The organism is Collinsella sp. AF29-7AC (genome assembly GCF_003475665.1).
In the GTDB taxonomy this organism is placed as follows: domain Bacteria; phylum Actinomycetota; class Coriobacteriia; order Coriobacteriales; family Coriobacteriaceae; genus Collinsella.
Window position 1 is genome coordinate 1 of the sequence record NZ_QRQX01000012.1, and the last position, 17,761, is coordinate 17,761.

Annotated in this window: 14 protein-coding genes; 11 read left to right on the forward strand and 3 right to left on the reverse strand. The window is 60.2% G+C overall.

Annotated features, from left to right (window positions below; genetic code table 11):
* Nucleotides 1-236 precede the first annotated feature (236 nt).
* The 5 genes from DWZ15_RS06610 to DWZ15_RS06630 all read left to right on the forward strand — a co-directional run bounded on the left by DWZ15_RS06610 (nt 237) and on the right by DWZ15_RS06630 (nt 6,362).
* Entirely contained in the window at nt 237-1,244 is a 1,008-nt protein-coding gene (locus DWZ15_RS06610; protein ID WP_118450051.1) for a YitT family protein, read from the forward strand.
* A 219-nt stretch (nt 1,245-1,463) separates the two neighbouring features.
* The gene (locus DWZ15_RS06615; RefSeq protein WP_117565046.1) at nt 1,464-2,183 is read left to right on the forward strand and encodes a GntR family transcriptional regulator; all 720 of its coding nucleotides are present in this window, start codon (nt 1,464-1,466) and stop codon (nt 2,181-2,183) included.
* A gap of 325 nt (nt 2,184-2,508) precedes the next feature.
* A complete protein-coding gene (locus DWZ15_RS06620) occupies nt 2,509-4,491 on the forward strand; it encodes an ATP-dependent DNA helicase RecQ (protein ID WP_118450053.1) in 1,983 nt (660 codons plus the stop codon).
* Between the two features lie 2 nt (nt 4,492-4,493).
* Nucleotides 4,494-5,249 (forward strand): GntR family transcriptional regulator, encoded by a 756-nt coding sequence (locus tag DWZ15_RS06625; RefSeq protein ID WP_118450055.1) that lies wholly within the window; start codon nt 4,494-4,496, stop codon nt 5,247-5,249.
* A gap of 144 nt (nt 5,250-5,393) precedes the next feature.
* Nucleotides 5,394-6,362, forward strand: a complete 969-nt coding sequence (locus tag DWZ15_RS06630; protein WP_118450057.1) for an SIS domain-containing protein — start codon at nt 5,394-5,396, stop codon at nt 6,360-6,362.
* A 378-nt stretch (nt 6,363-6,740) separates the two neighbouring features.
* On the opposite strand, the gene DWZ15_RS06635 is transcribed toward DWZ15_RS06630, so the two are convergent.
* Nucleotides 6,741-7,718 (reverse strand): L-lactate dehydrogenase, encoded by a 978-nt coding sequence (locus DWZ15_RS06635; RefSeq protein ID WP_118450059.1) that lies wholly within the window; start codon nt 7,716-7,718, stop codon nt 6,741-6,743.
* 211 nt (nt 7,719-7,929) lie between these two features.
* Between DWZ15_RS06635 and metA the strand changes: the two genes are divergently transcribed.
* Nucleotides 7,930-8,856, forward strand: coding sequence for a homoserine O-succinyltransferase (gene metA / locus DWZ15_RS06640; protein ID WP_118450061.1), 927 nt, complete (start codon nt 7,930-7,932; stop codon nt 8,854-8,856).
* A gap of 437 nt (nt 8,857-9,293) precedes the next feature.
* On the forward strand, nt 9,294-10,256 hold the full coding sequence (locus DWZ15_RS10420) for a hypothetical protein (protein ID WP_147352319.1): 963 nt from the start codon (nt 9,294-9,296) through the stop codon (nt 10,254-10,256).
* A 218-nt stretch (nt 10,257-10,474) separates the two neighbouring features.
* Here DWZ15_RS10420 and DWZ15_RS06650 read toward each other — a convergent pair whose 3' ends face one another.
* On the reverse strand, nt 10,475-11,071 hold the full coding sequence (locus DWZ15_RS06650) for a 5-formyltetrahydrofolate cyclo-ligase (protein ID WP_118450063.1): 597 nt from the start codon (nt 11,069-11,071) through the stop codon (nt 10,475-10,477).
* A gap of 123 nt (nt 11,072-11,194) precedes the next feature.
* The gene (locus DWZ15_RS06655) at nt 11,195-14,233 is read right to left on the reverse strand and encodes an insulinase family protein (RefSeq protein WP_118450065.1); all 3,039 of its coding nucleotides are present in this window, start codon (nt 14,231-14,233) and stop codon (nt 11,195-11,197) included.
* A 481-nt stretch (nt 14,234-14,714) separates the two neighbouring features.
* Between DWZ15_RS06655 and DWZ15_RS06660 the strand changes: the two genes are divergently transcribed.
* From DWZ15_RS06660 to DWZ15_RS06675, 4 genes are all read left to right on the forward strand, one after another.
* Nucleotides 14,715-15,419, forward strand: coding sequence for a GntR family transcriptional regulator (locus DWZ15_RS06660; RefSeq protein WP_117563729.1), 705 nt, complete (start codon nt 14,715-14,717; stop codon nt 15,417-15,419).
* 135 nt (nt 15,420-15,554) lie between these two features.
* Complete coding sequence (locus DWZ15_RS06665) at nt 15,555-15,974, forward strand: PTS sugar transporter subunit IIA (protein WP_117563728.1); 420 nt, start codon at nt 15,555-15,557, stop codon at nt 15,972-15,974.
* Between the two features lie 71 nt (nt 15,975-16,045).
* A complete protein-coding gene (locus tag DWZ15_RS06670) occupies nt 16,046-16,519 on the forward strand; it encodes a PTS sugar transporter subunit IIB (RefSeq protein ID WP_117862880.1) in 474 nt (157 codons plus the stop codon).
* 194 nt (nt 16,520-16,713) lie between these two features.
* Complete coding sequence (locus tag DWZ15_RS06675) at nt 16,714-17,748, forward strand: SIS domain-containing protein (protein ID WP_117563726.1); 1,035 nt, start codon at nt 16,714-16,716, stop codon at nt 17,746-17,748.
* Nucleotides 17,749-17,761: the final 13 nt, after the last annotated feature.

Sequence of the window (17,761 nt, forward strand, 5' to 3'; positions counted from 1 at the left end):
CGAACCTTAATTTCAAAGTCCAAGAAATGGGATGCAGTTCATTTTGGCAGGTTTTATCTGGGCAAACGCCGAATTCGCCGTGAAGGGATCGCTCTCTTCACGGCGTTTTTCTTTTGAGCGACCTCACGGTCCTTCTGATGGTTGTCGAGAGAGGGTGAATTGAAGCGCCTCCGCACGCTCCATGTTACAATCGCGGGCATGCCCCACAACTACATCTGCCTTCGAAGGGAGCCTACGTGGCGAACGCCATCGAACAGCTCACGGACCGCGTGCTCGTGCTCGGCCGCCTCACCATCGTCCGCCGCGCCATCACCGCCGTGGCGGTCACCATTTCTGCCGTTCTCCAGACATTTCTGATCCAGGCGTTCATTCAACCCGCCGACCTGCTTCCGAGCGGTCTCACCGGCGTCGCGGTCCTACTCGATCGCGTTACCTCGCTCGGCGGCGTCCACATCGACATCTCGCTCGGTATGCTCGCGCTCAACATCCCCGTGGCGCTCCTATGCTGGAGCGGCATTAGCAAGCGCTTCGTCATCTTCTCGATGATGCAGGTCGTGCTCTCGTCGCTGTTCCTCAACATCTTTCACTTTGCCCCGTTTTTGGGCGACAAGATTATGCTCATCATTTTTGGCGGCGTGGTCTCGGGTCTGGGCGCTGCCATCGCGCTAAAGTCCGGCGCATCCACCGGCGGCACCGACTTTATCGCGCTGTGGGTCTCCAACCACACGGGCAAGACTATCTGGGGCGTCATCTTTGGTTTCAACTGCTTTATCCTGGCGATCTTTGGCTTTATGTTTGGCTGGGACAACGCGGCGTACTCCATCGTGTTCCAGTTTATTTCGACCAAGACCATCGACAGTTTCTATCGTCGCTACGACCGCGTGACGCTGCAGATCACGACGCGCAAGGCAGACGAAGTCATGACCGCCTATGTTGACCATTTTCAGCACGGCATTAGCTGCGCCGAGGTCATCGGCGGATACAGCCGCGAAAAGATGTATCTGCTGCACGCCGTTGTCTCGACCTATGAGAGCCAGGACATTATCAAGCTAGTGTGCGACATTGATCCCGGCGCCGTGATCAACGTGTTCCACACGCTCAACTTTGTGGGCGGCTGGTGGGGCGGTCATGTCGACGAGCCCATGCCCACGGCCGTACCCGATCCCGACAAGCCCGCGCGCATGGCCAGCAGGCAGGCGCGCCTCAGCGAGCAGGACAGCCTGCAGCAGGACGACGGCAAGTAGGGTATTGGCATTTTGCCGGCCCGGCGCAACCCTTCCGCATGAGCCCCTCGAAAGCCCCGTTGCTTTCGAGGGACTTTCGTTTGCCCAGATAAAACCTACCAAAATGAAGCTGTCGCTTTTTGGTAGGTGGGGTGTATCGTTTTATCAATATGAGGTAACATGAAACTAGACGTTATATACGTATTAGTTATTTCGATATTTCGATAAGAGTGATTAGATATGCCTGCACCCAAAAATGCACCGCTTTACCAGCAGATTTATGACGAAATCAAAGATGCGATCGAGAAAGGTGTTTATGCACCCAAGGAGCGTATTCCGTCCGAGCTCGAGCTTGCCGAGCAGTACGACGTGAGCCGAATTACGGTGCGTCGCGCCGTCGAGGAGTTGTGCTCCGATGGCTACCTGGTTAAGCAACAGGGCCGCGGCACCTTTGTTTCCACACCGCACATCAATCGTCAGTTCCATGCCTCGACGCTGCAGACGTTTACCGCGCTGTGTGCCGGCAACGGCATGAAGGCCGGTGCGCACGTGGTCGATCGCCAGATCGTTCCGGCGCGCCAAAACGAGATGGAGTTCTTTGGTCTGCAGAAGGATGCGCTGCTACTGCATATCAAACGCGTGCGTACGGCCGATGGTGAGCCCATCTTTGAGGAAAACGTCTTTGTGCCGTTTGACGCCTACCGTGAGCTGTTGACGGCCGATCTTGAGGACAAGTCGATTTTTGCCGAGGTCGAGCGTGTTGGCGGAACGCCGATTGTCTCGGTTGGCTACCGCACGGTCGAGGCCGTTCGTGCCAATACCGAGCAGGCGGCTGAGCTGGGCATTGCTCCGCACGATCCGCTGCTCAACCTGCGTGCCGGCTTTATCGGCCCCAATGGCGAGCCGGTTTTGATGGGTAAGCAGTACTACGTGGGATCGCGCTACGTTATGGTCATGTAAGTTACGCGGTTTTACCAAACCGCGTAACCAGTCGACGCTGCAAGCCCGCCAGAGCGGCAATCTGCAGAATGAGCGTGGATAATCTCCCGTTTTTGGCTCGGTGACGGGCTCAAAGTGGGAGATTATCCATGCTCATCAGGAAAGTGTCCAAACACTCATTGGGGACAGACTTAAATGAGTAGTCGTTAGGGATATTCTTGTTTGACTAGTCATTCAAGAACGCCCCCAATGACTACCCGCAGAATGAGCGTGGCCGGCAGCCGTGCGGCACTGGTCCGCGTGGCGGCGTATAATCGGCGGCAGATGACTTGGACGTTAGGAAACCATGACCGATAGCATGCAGCAGATGGCGCTCGACACGCTCGGCGCCTATTTTGGCTACACCTCGTTTCGCCCGGGGCAGGACCGCATGGTCGATGCGATCCTTGCCGGTCGCGATGCGCTGGGCGTTATGCCCACAGGCGCCGGCAAGTCCATTTGCTACCAGGTGCCCGCGCTCATGCTGCCCGGCATTACCTTTGTGGTGAGTCCGCTGCTGTCGCTTATGGAGGACCAGACCCGCGCGCTGCTCGCGGCGGGTGCGCGCCCCAGTTATCTCAACTCCAGCCTTACTCCGGCCCAGCAAAACACCGTGCTCAAGCGGGCGCGCGAGGGCCGCTACCAACTTATGTACGTGGCGCCCGAGCGCCTGCTCGAGCCGCGCTTTTTAGCCTTTGCGCAGGAGGCCGCGGCGGACGGCGGCATTGGCGTGCCGCTCGTGGCCATTGACGAGGCCCACTGCGTGAGCCAATGGGGCCAGGATTTCCGCCCCGCCTACCTGCAGATTCGTGAGTTCATCGATTCCCTGCCGCAGCGCCCCATCGTGGCGGCCTTTACCGCTACGGCGACTGAGCGTGTGCGCGCGGACATTCAGCAGATGCTCGGCCTGCAAAATCCCGCGACGGTGGTGACGGGCTTCGATCGCAAGAACCTCTACTTTGGCTGCGAGGAGATGGGCGACAAGGCCAAGGCAGCCTGGGTGCGCGACTATGTGATTGCGCATTCGGGCGAGAGCGGCATCGTGTATTGCTCGACCCGCAAGACGGTCGATGCGCTGGCAGGCGAGCTTGCCGAGGCGCTGGGCCCCAGCGGCATTCGCGTTGGCCGCTACCATGCCGGCATGGGCAACGACGCCCGCCGTCAAAGCCAGCGTGCCTTTATTGACGACGATCTTCAGGTGATGGTTGCCACCAACGCCTTTGGCATGGGCATCGACAAGCCCAACGTGCGCTACGTGATCCACAACAATGTGCCCGAGAGCATCGAGGCCTACTACCAGGAGGCGGGCCGCGCCGGCCGCGATGGCGATCCGGCCAGCTGCCACTTACTGTGGAACGGCAACGATTTTCGCATGCGCCGCTTTTTAATCGACCGCGGCGATGCGGCCGACGAGGCACTCGACGACGAGCAACGCGCGTGGGCGCTCCAAAATCGATATCGTCTGCTCAGCCAGATGGAGGGCTACTGCAATACCACCGGCTGCCTGCGCGAATATATGCTGCGCTACTTTGGCGACGAGGCCGCGGCCGAGCATGCTGCTGCGGCTGGTGCGGGCGCCACCGCCACGGACGAAGCCGAGGGCTGCGGCAACTGCAGCAACTGCCTCACGCAGTTCGAGGTCGAGGACGTCACCGGTATGGCTCGCGCCGCCGTGCGCTATGTGGCCACGCGTCCCATGCGCTTTGGCAAGTCGCTGATCGCCGACGTTCTTCACGGCGGCAACACCGAGCGCATTCGCCAGATGCATCTGGACGAGGACCGCGGCTACGGTGAGCTGTCGAGCGAATCGGTCGGGCGCATCAAGGACATCATCGGCCAGCTGTGCGGCCGCGGTTATTTGGCCACCTCGCAGGGGCAGTACCCGGTCGTGGGACTGGGTCCGCGTGCCGGCGAGGTCGAGGACGAGGCGTTTGCCTTTACCGTTAAGCGTCGCGCGTCCAAGCGCAAGGCCTCGGCTCGCGCCCGCCGTGCAGTGGATCTGCTGCGCGAGGAGGCTGAGCTGGATCAGCGCCCGCGCGTGGGCGACGATGCCGAGCTGTTCGAGCGCCTGCGTGCCTTGCGCAAGGAGATCTCGACCGAGCTGGAGATGGCGCCGTACATGGTCTTTTCCGACAAGGCTCTGCGTGGTCTGTGCCGCCTGCGCCCGCAGACGCGCGACGAGCTTATCCAGATCAACGGCATCGGCGAGAAAAAGGCCGACGCCTTTGGCGAGCAGTTTATGGCGGCGATTGAAGAGTTTGAATCCGAGCATGCACGGGATGGAGCGTAACGATGGCAACTGACGATAAAACCGGCCGCGCTGGCGCGTCCGCCGTGCCGCTGTACCAGCAGGTCATGGACGACCTAAAGGGCGAGATCGCGCGCGGCGTGTACCCTGCCGGTTCGCGCATTCCTGCCGAGATGGAGCTCGCGAAGTCCTACGGCGTGGGGCGCATCACCGTGCGCCGTGCCATCGAGGAGCTGTCGCGCGCGGGGTATCTCCACCGACAGCAGGGGAGGGGCACCTTTGTGTGCGCTCCCAAGCTCAAGCGCAAGATTGTCCAGAAAGGCGACATCCAGAGCTTTTCCGAGGGTTGCGCCGCCAACGACATGGTGGCCGGAGCGCGCCTGGTGTCGCGCACGGTGGTTGCGGCGACGCACGAGGACGCGGCATTTTTTGGCGTGGAACCCGGCTGCGAGCTCATTGTGGTCGAGCGCGTGCGCACGGCAGACGGCGTGCCCGTCATGCTCGAGAACAACGCCTTTGTGCTCGCCGACCATCCCTACCTGCAGACGCTGGCCGCCGAGGACCTCGCCGACAACTCGATCTTCTCGCTCGTTGCCGAGCATTCGGGTCGCGCGCCGCTCAAGTCCGACCCCTGCACCGTGGAGATTGCGCTGGCGGATGCCCAGGCGGCCCCGCTGCTGGAGGTGCCGGTCGGCGAGCCGCTCTTCTATATGGAGGCGTATTTTACCGATGCAGACGAGCGCCCCCTGCTGCTCGGGCGCCAAAAGATCGTGGGCTCGCGCTACGTGTTCGACATTTAATATCCACAGATAGAACAACATAGAACAAGTTTGGCGAAATGGCTTCACGAGCGTCGTCGTGCGTGCTATAAATAGGACAACATAGAACGACCGCAGGTACGAGCTGTCGTCGCTCAAAGCCGCCACACAAGGAGGAGCGTCACCGTGAACGCACACGATCTGATTCAGGAAATTATCGAGCGCAAGGGTAAGATCGAGAACGTCTTTTGGATCGCCTGCGGCGGTTCGATGATCGACCTGATGCCGGCTAACGAGCTGCTCAAGCGCGAGGCGACCACGTTTACCTCGACGGTTTACACGGCGCGCGAGTTTTGCCTGATGGCCCCCAAGAGTCTTGGCGAGAAGTCACTCGTCATCGCCTGCAGCCACAGCGGCAATACGCAGGAGGTCGTCGACGGTTGCGAGATGGCGCTGGCAGCCGGCGCCGAGGTCGTGGCCATGACCGACTGCGAGGGCTCCAAGATTGATAACGGCAAGTGGACCACCTGGGTCTATCCGTGGGGCGAAGGCGTGCCGCAGGCCGAGGTTCCGCAAGGCATCGGCGTCCTGATGGCTGCCGAGCTGCTCGACCAGCAGGAGGGTTACGAGGCGCTCGCCGATATGTACGCCGGCCTTAAGCAGATGGATGCGCTGTTGCCCGCTGCCCGCGAGAAGGTCAATGCCGAGCTGGGCGATCGCTTTGCCGAGCTCTGCCAGCACCACAAGTTCTTCTATATCCTGGGCTCCGGCCCCAACTTTAGCCAGACCTATGCCATGGCCATCTGCTCGCTCATGGAGATGCAGTGGCAGCACTGCTGCTACATCCACTCCGGCGAGTACTTCCACGGCCCGTTCGAGGCTACCGAGCCCGGCGTGTTCTACTTTGTGCAGCTCGGATCGGGCGAGTGCCGCCCCATGGAGGAGCGCGCGCTGGCGTTCCTCAACACGCACACCGATACGGTCATGGTGCTCGACGCACTCGAGTACGGCGTGGGCGACGTGCCTGCCAGCGTGCGTTCGTACCTGGAGCCGATCTTCTTCTACAACATGAGCTGCGAGCTGCGCGTCGCCCGCGGCAAGGTGTTCGACCACAGCCCCGAGGTTCGTCGCTACATGGGCATCGAGCAGTACTAGGTAACGGGAATTATCTTTTTTGACGGGGTCTGCGCTGCGCGCGGGCCCCGTTTTGCGTTGTGGCGGCCGGATTCGTGTCTGCGCGAAAACGAAGGTGAATACTTTTCCGCGAAGTGAACGACCTATTTTGGACCCCCGAAGCATCCACACTTTTTGACGCCAAAACTGCAGGAAAAACTCGGCGAAACCGCAGGAAACGGCGTCTGAAAAGTGTCGATGCTTCGGGGGCTCGTTTTTGCTCGTTCACTTCGCGGAAAAGTATTCACCTTCGATTCGCAAGGGCACTGCGTGAGTCAAAAAAGCGGGCCGCGCCGGGGATTTCCGGCGCGGCCCGCTTAGTATCGCGCTTAGATTCGCAAGGTTGCGGCAGCCATCGGCCTACTTTGCATCGTAGGCCTCGGTGTCCCACCAGTCGAGCTGGGCGATGTTGTCGCGGATGTGCTGGCAGCTCTTGTGGAAGCCCTCGAGCTCGTACTCGGACAGGTCGAGCGTGTAGACCTCCTCGACGCCCTCGGCACCGATCACGCACGGCAGGGAGGTAAAGATACCCTCCTCGCCATACTGGCCGGTCATGAGCGTGGAAGCGGAAAGCACGGCGTGCTCGTTGTGCAGCACGGCGGCGCAGACGCGCGCGGCGGAGTTGGCGACGGCGTATTCGGTGCACTGCTTGCCCTGGTAGGTCACATAGCCGCCCTTACGCGCGAGCTCCTCGACCTCCATGTGGTCAAAGGAGTACTTGTCGGGGTTCTCGGCCTGAAGCTCGTTGAGGTTTTTGCCGGCGATGGTTGCGGCCTTAAAGGCGGCAAGCTGGCTAAAGCCGTGCTCGCCGATCATGTAGGCGTCGATGGACTTGGGGCTCACGCCGACCTTCTTGGAGATCTCGGTGCGCAGGCGGGCGGAATCTAGGCCGCAGCCCGAGCCGATGATCTTCTTGGGATCGTAGCCGGTCAGGTGCCACAGCTCGGTGCACACGACGTCGCAGGGGTTGGAGATGCTCACGAAGATGCCGTCAAAGCCGGTGTCGACGATGCGCTTGGCAAAGGTGCGGGCGGCGTCGGTGGTAAAGAACAGCTCGCCGTCGCGGTTGCCGGCGGCCAGCGCGACCTTGCCGGCGGCGTTGACGATGACGTCGCAGCAGGCCAGCTCCTCGTAGTGGTCGTAGCAGTTGACGATCTTGGTGTTGTACGGGACAAACGAAAGGGAGTCGCGCAGGTCCTGGACCTCGGACGTCACCTTGGCCTCGTTGATATCGCACAGGTACAGCTCATCGGCAATGCCCTGCATGAGCAGGCTGTTGGCGACATGTGCTCCTACGTGGCCCTGGCCGACCACACCGATCTTACGCGTCTGGTACATATATGTATCCTTTCGGCCGAGTTTCTCGCGTCGAACCATTGTAGCGTCCTGCTGCCACTTTGCTAGGCTAAAGCGTCGTAGATTTTTGGGACATGCGTTAATCTCTACTTTTGGAGTGATTTGGGCCGCTGATGGCATCGCTGGGCGATGTGCTCGCGCGGATGGGGCCGCTCGTTGTACCATAGCTGCAACTGACTCGTAAGGAGCATCCATGCCCATTCGCATCCCCGACGCCCTCCCTGCTGCCGCGCAGCTCGAGAGCGAGAACATCTTTGTCATGACCGAGTACCGCGCGCTGCACCAGGACATCCGTCCGCTGCGCGTGCTCATCCTCAACCTCATGCCCACCAAGATCGCCACCGAGACGCAGATCATGCGCAAGCTCTCCAACACGCCGCTGCAGGTGGAGGTGGACCTGCTGCGCACCAAGACGCACGAGGCCACGCACGTAAGCGCCGGCCACCTGGAGACGTTCTACCGCACGTTCGACGACATCCGCGACATCCACTACGACGGCCTGATCATCACGGGCGCGCCGGTGGAGCAGATGCCGTTCGAAGAGGTCGACTACTGGCCCGAACTCTGCCAGATCATGGACTGGTCCACCACGCACGTGCACTCTACGCTGCACATTTGCTGGGGCGCACAGGCGGGCCTGTATCACCACTACGGTATTCAGAAGTACGACCTGCCGGCAAAGGCGAGCGGCGTGTTTGAGCACCGGCTCGTCAAGCCGCAAAGCCCACTGGTCCGCGGTTTTGACGACCGTTTCTATGCCGTGCACTCGCGCAACACCGATGTGCGCCGCGAGGACGTGGAGGCCGAGCCGCAGCTTGAGGTCGTGGCCGTGTCCGACGAGGTGGGCCTGTATATTGTCAAGTCGACCGACAGCCGCCGCTTCTTTGTCTTTGGCCACCCCGAGTACGATACCGACACGTTGCGCCTGGAGTACGAGCGCGACGTGAAGCGCGGGCTCAACCCTCAGGTGCCGGCGCATTACTTCCCAAACGACGACCCCTCGGCCGAGCCGCTCAACGTCTGGCGCAGCCAGGCTCAGCTGCTCTACACCAACTGGCTCAACTACTACGTCTACCAGACCACGCCCTACGACCTGGCTCGCGCCGGCGAGGAGCACTAGGCCGCTGTCGTGGCTGTGGCTGCGGCGGTTATCGTGGCCGCTACGCGACGAGCGTGGATAATCGGACGCATGTTGAATGAGCGTGGATAATCTCCCACTTTTGGTCGAGGAACAGGCCCAAAGTGGGAGATTTTCCACGCTCGATTTTTCTGCGGCTGTCGTAGGCGGCAGCACCACGCGTCGAGTGTTTACGGACAGCATCGCAAACTAGGTAGTTTCGAGCCACAGCATATTTTCTTTTAAGGAAATCGACGGCTTTTGAGGTTCAAAATGTGGAGACAGGGACCTCTCGACAACCGTTCTACCTGCAGATATAAGCCATTAACCTAAAGCGTTCAAAACCGTCAAGCATTTGGTCAGCTTTTGGTTGGCATTTGGTCAGACTTCGCATGAAACCGCCTGGTACGTTGGCGCCGTTCCAAGAGTTGGGAGGCGACGTGGAAAACATGACGGCGAATCAAAGACTTGCAGGTCACATTAAGGCATGCGAACAGCAGATGAGCTGCGTGTACGCGCGAACTGCGGCGGAGGCAAAGCAGATTGAGCGACGGGTGGCGGCGGGAAGTCTCGAGGCGGTCATGCCAGGGCTGTATGCGCGTCCGGAATATTGGTCCGAACTCAAGTTTCGACAGCGTTATCTGCATCGGGTGCGGGCCCTTGCGCAAAAGTATCCCGACTGGACGTTTTGCTCCTATACGGCGGCTGTTATCTATGGCCTTTCGGTTTCGCATGCCAATTTGACGCACATCCATATCGCCGTGGCACCGGCACAATCAACGACGCCGGACTCTCAGGTCGTTCGCCATCGTTATGTTCGTCAAACACGGGCCACCCAGATGGACATTGCCGTGACCGATATCGATCAAACGATTACGGATTGCCTGGTCGATGCATCGTTTGTCGAGGGACTGATCATTGCGGACTCGGCGCTTCATGAGCAGCTGTTGTCGAAGGAGCATCTCGTTGAGGCAGTCAACAAGCTTGGCTTAAATCGTCGCGGTGTTGTGACGGCGCGCAGGGTTGCACGGTATGCCGATGGCCTGTCGGAAAGCGGTGGCGAGTCCAAGGCGCGCGCCCTGATGATCGAGCGCGGCTGGCAGACGCCGGAGCTGCAAATTGAGCTGTTCGACCCGGTTGAGCCGGGACGGCCGTATCGCGTCGACTACTTGTGGCGCGTGGAAGATCGGCTGATCATCGGGGAATTTGACGGATTCGTTAAAAGCGAGAAGGCAGCGGAGGAGGGCAAGCTCGCAAAGGCGCAGTTTGATGAGCGCCAGCGCGAGTCGAGGCTTTCGCTGCTTGATAACTGCAGGATCGTGCGCTTGTGCTGGGATGATCTGAGGGATCCGGCAAAGCTCGATCGCAAGCTCAAAGTTGCCGGCGTGCCGCGTGCATGTTGAGGCGGTTGCGGGGCGTTAAGCTGCACGAGCGTGGATAATCGGACACACGAGCGCGGAAATCTGGACGCGCGTTGATTGAGCGTGGATTTTCAGACATACGAGCGTGGATTATCGGACGTTTGAATAATGAGCGTGGATAATCTCCCGTTTTTTGCCCCCGAACAGTCCCAAAGTGGGAGATTTTCCACGCTTATCTTGCGGGTGCGATACAACGACATTTAGGCGCTGACGATGTTGGGCAGCGGCAGGTCGTGGACGTCGGTGGGGACGTGGTCGATGCGCTGTTCGTCAAAGGCGATGCCGACGATTTGACATGCGGGCGAGAGCATGGACAGGTAACGGTCGTAGCAGCCGCCGCCGTAGCCCAGGCGCGCGCCGGTTTGGTCGAAGGCCACGAGCGGCACAACAATCATGTCGAGTGCTTCGGCAGGCACGATGGGGAAGCGGTTGCTGCCGATGTCCGCGGCAGCGAAGGTTCGCGTGGGATGAGTGATAAACGGAGCCGCGGACGCATCGTCGGCGGCAACTGCCCGCATGTACATACGCTGGCCACAAGCTGCGGCTTCGGCTGCCGAGAGCATGCACGGATAGGCTGCGCGCCAGCCGCGCGCGGCGGCCGCAGCGGCAAACGCGGCAGGGTCTGCCTCGGAACCCATCGCGGCATAGACGGCAACGGTGCGCGGCGCCGCGGCATCCAAGCGGCCCAGCAGCTCAACCAGCCGCGTGCAAATGACAGCAGACTTTGCCTTCCGAACATCCAAATCAATCGCATCGCGCCGAGCAATTACCGCCCGCCGCAACTCAGCCTTATCCATCCTAGCCCCCTCCCCCAAACCTACCAAAAAGGGACAGGTTTATTTTGGCAGGTTTTATCTGGGCAAATGTCGAAACCACCACAAAGGTGCCTGTCCCCTTTGTGGTGGTTTTGCTTGCTGTGGCTAGCCCAGCAGGTCGACTACGTTGAAGTTGGCGTTGCTCTTTGCGATGACGTCGCGGCCGCCAAAGACGCAGGTGGGCGACTCGGCTGCGATGCGCGTCACGTCGGTGCCGAGCGAGCGCAGCTCACCGGGCGTGGCGGCGAGCATCTGGGCGCGACGCTCCTCGCGCGCATGCGGATCGAGCCCGGCCAGGTAGGTCGTGTTGCGGCGCTTGGTGAGCGCGTACGGCTTCACCGGCGCGTCCATGCCGCTCACGCAGCTCACGATAAAGCCCTCAAAGGCGGCTTCGTCGGGCTCAAAGCTGCCAAGCCATGCACCCGCGCGCTCCACGCGCTCAATCGAAGGATCGATCGCCGGGTCGCGGTAGGTGTAGAACGCCGCCTGACGCTCACCTGCCGCGCGGAATCCGCAGCCGTACGCCCCGCCCTTCACGCGGATCTCGTTCCACAGGTAGTCGTAGGAGAGCGCGTTGGCAGCCACGGCCCAAGTGCCTGTCACGTCAATGCCCAGGCGACGCGGGTCGCACGCGCTTGCCGCAAAGCAGATGTCGCTGGGGATCACGAAAGCCTCGTGGCGGTCGCACGGCGCCGGCACCACGAGCGCGTCGCGGCCGGCACCATCGCCCGCACCCAGCCCCAGGTCGCCCGCGGCATCCCAGTACGCGTCAAAGTCCTCGTCGCTGCCGGTAAAGCTCGCCATGCAGCCATCGGCCACAAAGATGCGGTCTGCCAGCTCGGCAAGCTTGGCGCGCAGGTCGTCCAGGCGCTCGTCAAAGTGGTCGAGCAGATCGCGCAGGAACAGGTAGAAGTCCACGCCCGAAAGCTGCTCACGCACCACGGCCGAAGGTGAGCTGTAGCTCATCGCGCGACCGAGTGCCGCCGAGTGACCGTTGTTGATAAAGCCCTGCTCAAGCCCAATGCGAATCTGTGTGAGCACGTCGCGAACGCGGTCGGCATCGGCATCGAGCAAAAGCGTGCTCGACCACACCTCGCGCGGCAGGCTCGCCAGCGCGTCGATCTTTTCGGACAGGGCACCGGCGCTCACCAGCAGGTAGGGGCGCACGCCGTCCACGTCGGGCTGGGTCATGACCTCGGTCGTAAAGCTCAAAAAGCCCAGCTTGCCGGCGAGCAAGTTGTCGAGCTCCTCGGCCGAATGCTCGCGCGTGGGCAGCTGCTTAAGCAGGCGGCAGAGCAGCGTCACATAGGGCAGGTCCTCAAACGCGACGCAGCTCAGGTCGAAATACTGCATGGCGTAGGCCAGACGGTTGGTGGGGATGCCGTGGCGCAGGCAGGGGATGGGCGCAGTCGTGTCCACAACCAGCGGCGGCTCGGGGTGCGCCTCGCCAATGTCGGACACGCGCAGACGCGGCAGCGTGGCCTTGGCCTCGGGCGTGTCCTCGGCCTCCTGGGCGGCACGCAGCGCGGCCGTACGCTCGACCACGTCGGCCAGCTCGGCATCGGTCATGGCGTCGCGCTTGGCAGCCAGCTCGGCGGCCTCGGCACCCTCTGCGCCCTCGGCGGCGTCCACCGGCACCAGCTCGACGAGCGCCATGTGGTCGTTCTCCAGCACGAGCTCGCGCAGCAGGTCCTCAAAGTAGCTGCCGTCCAGCTCGCCACGCAGCTCCTCGTACACCGGGCCATACTTGAGTGCCAGCGTCGCGGCGTCGTCATCGTAGAGCCAGGTGCTCAGCGCGTCGCACGCAATGGCCACGCCGTCGGCGATACCGTAGTCGCGCTGGCGCAGGTCGTATTCGTTGCTGCTGATGATGGCCTCCAGGCGCTCGCGCGGAACGCCGTGCTCGCACAGGTCGCGGCAGGCGTCCTGGAACGTGCGACGCAGTTCGCGCGCCACGCCGGGCTGCGCGTTTTGCAGCATGATGAGCTCGTAGGGCTGCAGGCTCTCGGCCGCGGTGTAGCTCACCACGTTGCCGCCCAGGCCGGCGGCAAGGATTGCCTTCTTAACCGGCGCTTCGTTGGAGCCCAGCAGCGCCTCAAACAGGATGTCCGCCGCAATCGTGCGCTTGCGGTCGAGCGCGCTGCCCAGCACAAGGCCCAGGCCCACCAGGGCGTTCTCGGGCGTGGTGGCCATCTCGACACGCTTGTACTCGCAGGTCACGGGCGCCTGGGCGCCCAGCGGATTGGGCGCCAGCGTGGACGGGTCCTCGCCGGCGGCGACGGCTGTGTCCATGCGGCGGCTCGCGGCACTCGGCTGCGACAGATAACGCTCGTCCAAAAAGGCCAGCGCGCGGTTCACGTCCAGGTCGCCATAGAGCGTGATGTAGGAGTTAGAAGGATTGTAGTGGCGCGCGTGCGTGTCCAGGAACTGCTCGTAGGTGAGCGCGGGAATCGCGCGCGGGTCGCCGCCGCTCTCGTGCGCATAGGCAGTGTCGGGGTAGAGCGCGGCGTTGACGGCGTCGTCCAGCACGCTCATGGGGTCGGACAGCGCGCCCTTCATTTCGTTGAACACTACGCCGTTATAGCGCAGCGTGCCCTCGCGCAGGCTCGCGGGGCTGCCATCGTCCTCGCCCTCGGCGCCCTCCGGCAGGTCCAGCTCGTAGTGCCAGCCCTCCTGCTCAAAAATGGTGGGCTTGGTATAGATGGCCGGGTTGAACACCGCGTCCAGGTACACGTCCATCAGGTTGTACAGATCCTGCTCGTTGGTGGTGGCAACGGGGTAGATGGTCTTGTCGGGGTAGGTCATGGCGTTGAGGAACGTCTGCATGGAGCTCTTGATCAGGTCGACAAACGGCTCCTTGACGGGGAACTTGGCCGACCCGCACAGCACCGAGTGCTCAAGAATATGGAACACGCCGGTGGAATCGGCCGGCGGCGTCTTAAAGCCAATGGCAAAGGCCTTGTTTTCGTCGTCGCATGCCAGGTACAGCAGGCGAGCGCCCGAGGTGGTGTGGCGCAGCACGTAGGCGTCCGAGTCGAGCTCGGGCACGGTCTCGCGGCGCTCGACGGCAAAACCGTGGCAGGTGGTGCCAGGCACCAGCAGCGCGGCGGCTGCGGCGCGCGGGTCGGTTGAGGTAGTGGACATATGCAGTCTCCTTTGACGCCCCAGCGGGGGCGAATCGAGTCGAATCCCCGAGAGTATACCCATATGGGGCCTTCGACCAATCTGCCGGATGAGCGTGGATTTTCGGACACACGAGCGTGGAAATTCGGACGCAAATTGAACGAGAGTGGATTTTCGGACGAAATCGGCCGTCAAAAGCTCAAAAACCGTCCAAATATCCACGCTCGTGCGTCAACTACGTGTCTCTCACCTCACATTCATTTCTACGACGAGGGATGACTGAGAGACAGACAGAAGATAAAAATCAATCGGCTTATCGGATGCATATACCGCCATCAGATTGAAGCTGTATGCGGAAATGGATGGACTCTACACCGCTTACGCAAAATAACCCCTCGTTTGCTGAAACATTATAGGAAATGGCGTGGAGTGCTAAAAAGTTCTAATACAATATAAGTCATTTATCTATAAGCTGCTGATTCCTTGTAAAGGTATGGTTGATATGGTTGAGGCAAATAGCGTTATCCCCCTGTACAAACAGATTGTTCGTGCGCTTTCTGATTCAATCGCCAACGGCACGTACCGCCCGGGAGATAAGCTTCCGACCGAGGCGGAGCTGATCGAGCAATTTGGCGTGAGCCGAATAACGGTTCGCTCCGCAATTAAAGAAATGGAAGATGCTGGGCTTGTTGAGAGGGCCCGCGGCAAGGGCACGTTCGTTTCGTCGGACACGCAGATGTATGCCGCGGACGACCGTGAGAGCTTTACCCATTCGTGCCAGCTTGCGGGCAAACAGGCGTCTACCAGGGTTCTCGAAATGGGCTGGGACTTCCCAAGTCTGCGAGACGCGAAGTTCCTGGGCGTAGACGATACCCAAAAGGTATTGCGTAGCCGTCGTCTGCGCCTTGTGGATGGCAAGCCCACGATGCTGGAAACCAATAGCTATTCCGCTGCGCTTTCTTTTTTGGAGCATGAGTCCCTCGATGATTCGCTGATGGCGGTACTCGATCGCCAGGGGATCAAGATGGGTCCCAACACGCGTACGCTCGAGGTCTGCTATGCGAGCGAGCTCGAGGCGGCATACCTTAACGTGGAGCTGGACTCTTCGCTGCTTCTGTTTGTCGATAGACGTTATGCCCCAAGTGGTGAGCCGCTTTTCATCTCCCGTCAGGTGTACTGCACCGAGCGACTGAAGTTCTATTTGTAAATTAGAGATAGATTGGTCGATTTACCGACCAATTGTTACCGTTCGCGGATTTGGAAAATAGACACACCACGTAGGGTAGATTGCTAATATACTTTGTTATGACAATATAGTACGTCCTATTGGTATTGGAGAACTATGAATAAGATATTGCTAGCGAGTCATGGTTATCTCGCCCAAGGCATGAAAAGCTCTCTGGAGATTCTGATGGGCACCAACGACCGAATCGAGTGCCTGTGCGCCTATGTCGATGACGATTCAAGGGACGTCGCGGCGTTGATTGATGCATGGATGGAGACGAGGGACCCTGCCGACTCTTGGTTTGTCGTGACTGACATCTTTGGCGGCTCTGTAAACAACGAATTCATTCAGAGGCAGACTGCCGGATCGTTTACGTTGATCGCCGGAATGAACTTGCCGCTGCTGGTGGAAATGGTTACACAGCTGGACTCTCTGGATGCGGACAAGGCCAAAGCCGCGGTCGAGGGATCGCGTTCGTTTATTCAGCTTTGCGAGGCGGCGGACATGCTTGCCGGCGCCGAGGAAGAAGATTTCTAGTTAGTTCTGGTTCGAGCCCTAGCTAGGGGTCGCACCTGTCATTCCCTTTATCACGTGCGGAGATGATAACGATGATTAAGCTTACGAGAGTTGATTACCGACTGATTCACGGCCAAGTTGCCATGTCCTGGACTCACGCTTTGGATGTAGATTGCATTCTGCTCGCCAGCGATGCTGTGGCAAAAGACGACATGAGGAAGGCGGCCTTGAGGCTCGCCCGCCCCAGCGGCGTTAAACTCGTCATCAAGGATGTTGACGCTGCTATCGAGGCGCTCAACAGCGGCGTTACCGACAAGTATTCGCTGTTTATCATCGCTGAGACGATTGAAGATGTCTATCGTCTCGCTAAGGGTTGCAAAGACATCAAAGAGATCAATCTGGGTGGAACCCGAAAGACCCCCGAGACCACGCTTCATCCGACCCCTGCAATCTTCGCGACCGAGAAAGATGCCGAGCATATCCAAGAACTCCTGGGCGATGGCGTGGCCATCGAAATCCGTCAGGTTCCCAATGACGCTAAGGTGTTTGCCAAGGACGTTTTTTAGCCGAAAACATGCTGGTGCTCGGTATTTATTGAACCGATACTCTATGTCTAAGCCCGTCGATCATTTGATCGACGGGCTTTTTATTGAAGAAAAATCAAAAAAATTTGAAACAGTTCTTGCATAGTTAGTTATATAAAGTATTATAACGTCATGGGATGAATGAAGGGTTCATCCAAGTGAGTTAGGAGTAAGGGATGTTCAATTTCGATGAGCCTCGTTACGAGAAGGTTGTGAGCGATGCCCTCGCTCTCCGTCCTCAGATTGAGGCTGCCGTGGACGAGGTCTGCGAGCAGGGTTATTCCAACATCTTCTTCATCGGCTGCGGCGGCACCTGGGCCCACACGCTCCCGATGAAGTATTGGGTCGAGACCACCACGGCCGACGTCGACGTCCACTGCGAGATCGCCGCCGAGTTCCTCGCGTGCCCGCCCAAGACCTTCAACAAGGATTCGGTCTGCGTCTTCTCCACCCGTACCGGCACCACCCCCGAGATCATTGAGGCTGCCAAGTTCTGCCAGGAGCAGGGCGCCCGCACGCTGATGTATGTCTCCAACGACAACACCCCGGCCACCGAGTACGCCGATTACAAGTTCTTCAGCTTCGCCGAGGACGACGTTCTGTGCGAGGCCATCTACACCTACCAGATCACGCTGGTCGCCCGCTTCCTCAAGAACGCCGGCGCCTTCCCCAAGTACGACACCTTCATGGAGGAGTTCGGCAACATCGCTCCGTTCCTCATCAAGGCCAAGGACGCCCAGGACGAGCGCTGCGCCGCCATGGCCGAGGACTTCAAGGACACCGACTACCACATGGTGATCGGCTCCGGCATGCTCTGGGGCGAGGCCTACGACTACGCCATGTGCATCCTCGAGGAGATGCAGTGGATCAAGACCAAGTCCATCCACGCCGCCGAGTTCTTCCACGGCACCATCGAGCTGTGCGAGGAGGGCACGAGCCTCATCATGCTCTACGGCGAGGACGACACCCGTAAGCTTATGGACCGCGTGGACAACTTCACTCACATGCTCGCCGACGAGAAGGGCGTCAACGTCCGCGTGAACAAGTTTGACACCGCCGAGGTCGAGCTGCCGTTCAGCGACCCCGAGTTCCGCAAGATCGTCTCCCCGATGGTCACCTACACCATCACCGAGCGTCTGAGCTGCCATCTCGAGCACGTCCGTAACCACCCGCTCACCACGCGTCGTTACTATCACCAGATGAACTACTAATCCTCTCAAATTG

Coding starts and splice junctions, on each gene's coding strand:
- DWZ15_RS06650 (WP_118450063.1), bottom strand. CDS start 11,071: ATGGATAAGGCTGAGTTGCGGCGGGCGGTAATTGCTCGGCGCGATGCG.
- DWZ15_RS06675 (WP_117563726.1), top strand. CDS start 16,714: ATGTTCAATTTCGATGAGCCTCGTTACGAGAAGGTTGTGAGCGATGCC.
- metA (WP_118450061.1), top strand. CDS start 7,930: ATGCCCATTCGCATCCCCGACGCCCTCCCTGCTGCCGCGCAGCTCGAG.
- DWZ15_RS06620 (WP_118450053.1), top strand. CDS start 2,509: ATGACCGATAGCATGCAGCAGATGGCGCTCGACACGCTCGGCGCCTAT.
- DWZ15_RS06635 (WP_118450059.1), bottom strand. CDS start 7,718: ATGTACCAGACGCGTAAGATCGGTGTGGTCGGCCAGGGCCACGTAGGA.
- DWZ15_RS06670 (WP_117862880.1), top strand. CDS start 16,046: ATGATTAAGCTTACGAGAGTTGATTACCGACTGATTCACGGCCAAGTT.
- DWZ15_RS06665 (WP_117563728.1), top strand. CDS start 15,555: ATGAATAAGATATTGCTAGCGAGTCATGGTTATCTCGCCCAAGGCATG.
- DWZ15_RS06655 (WP_118450065.1), bottom strand. CDS start 14,233: ATGTCCACTACCTCAACCGACCCGCGCGCCGCAGCCGCCGCGCTGCTG.
- DWZ15_RS06660 (WP_117563729.1), top strand. CDS start 14,715: ATGGTTGAGGCAAATAGCGTTATCCCCCTGTACAAACAGATTGTTCGT.
- DWZ15_RS06625 (WP_118450055.1), top strand. CDS start 4,494: ATGGCAACTGACGATAAAACCGGCCGCGCTGGCGCGTCCGCCGTGCCG.
- DWZ15_RS06615 (WP_117565046.1), top strand. CDS start 1,464: ATGCCTGCACCCAAAAATGCACCGCTTTACCAGCAGATTTATGACGAA.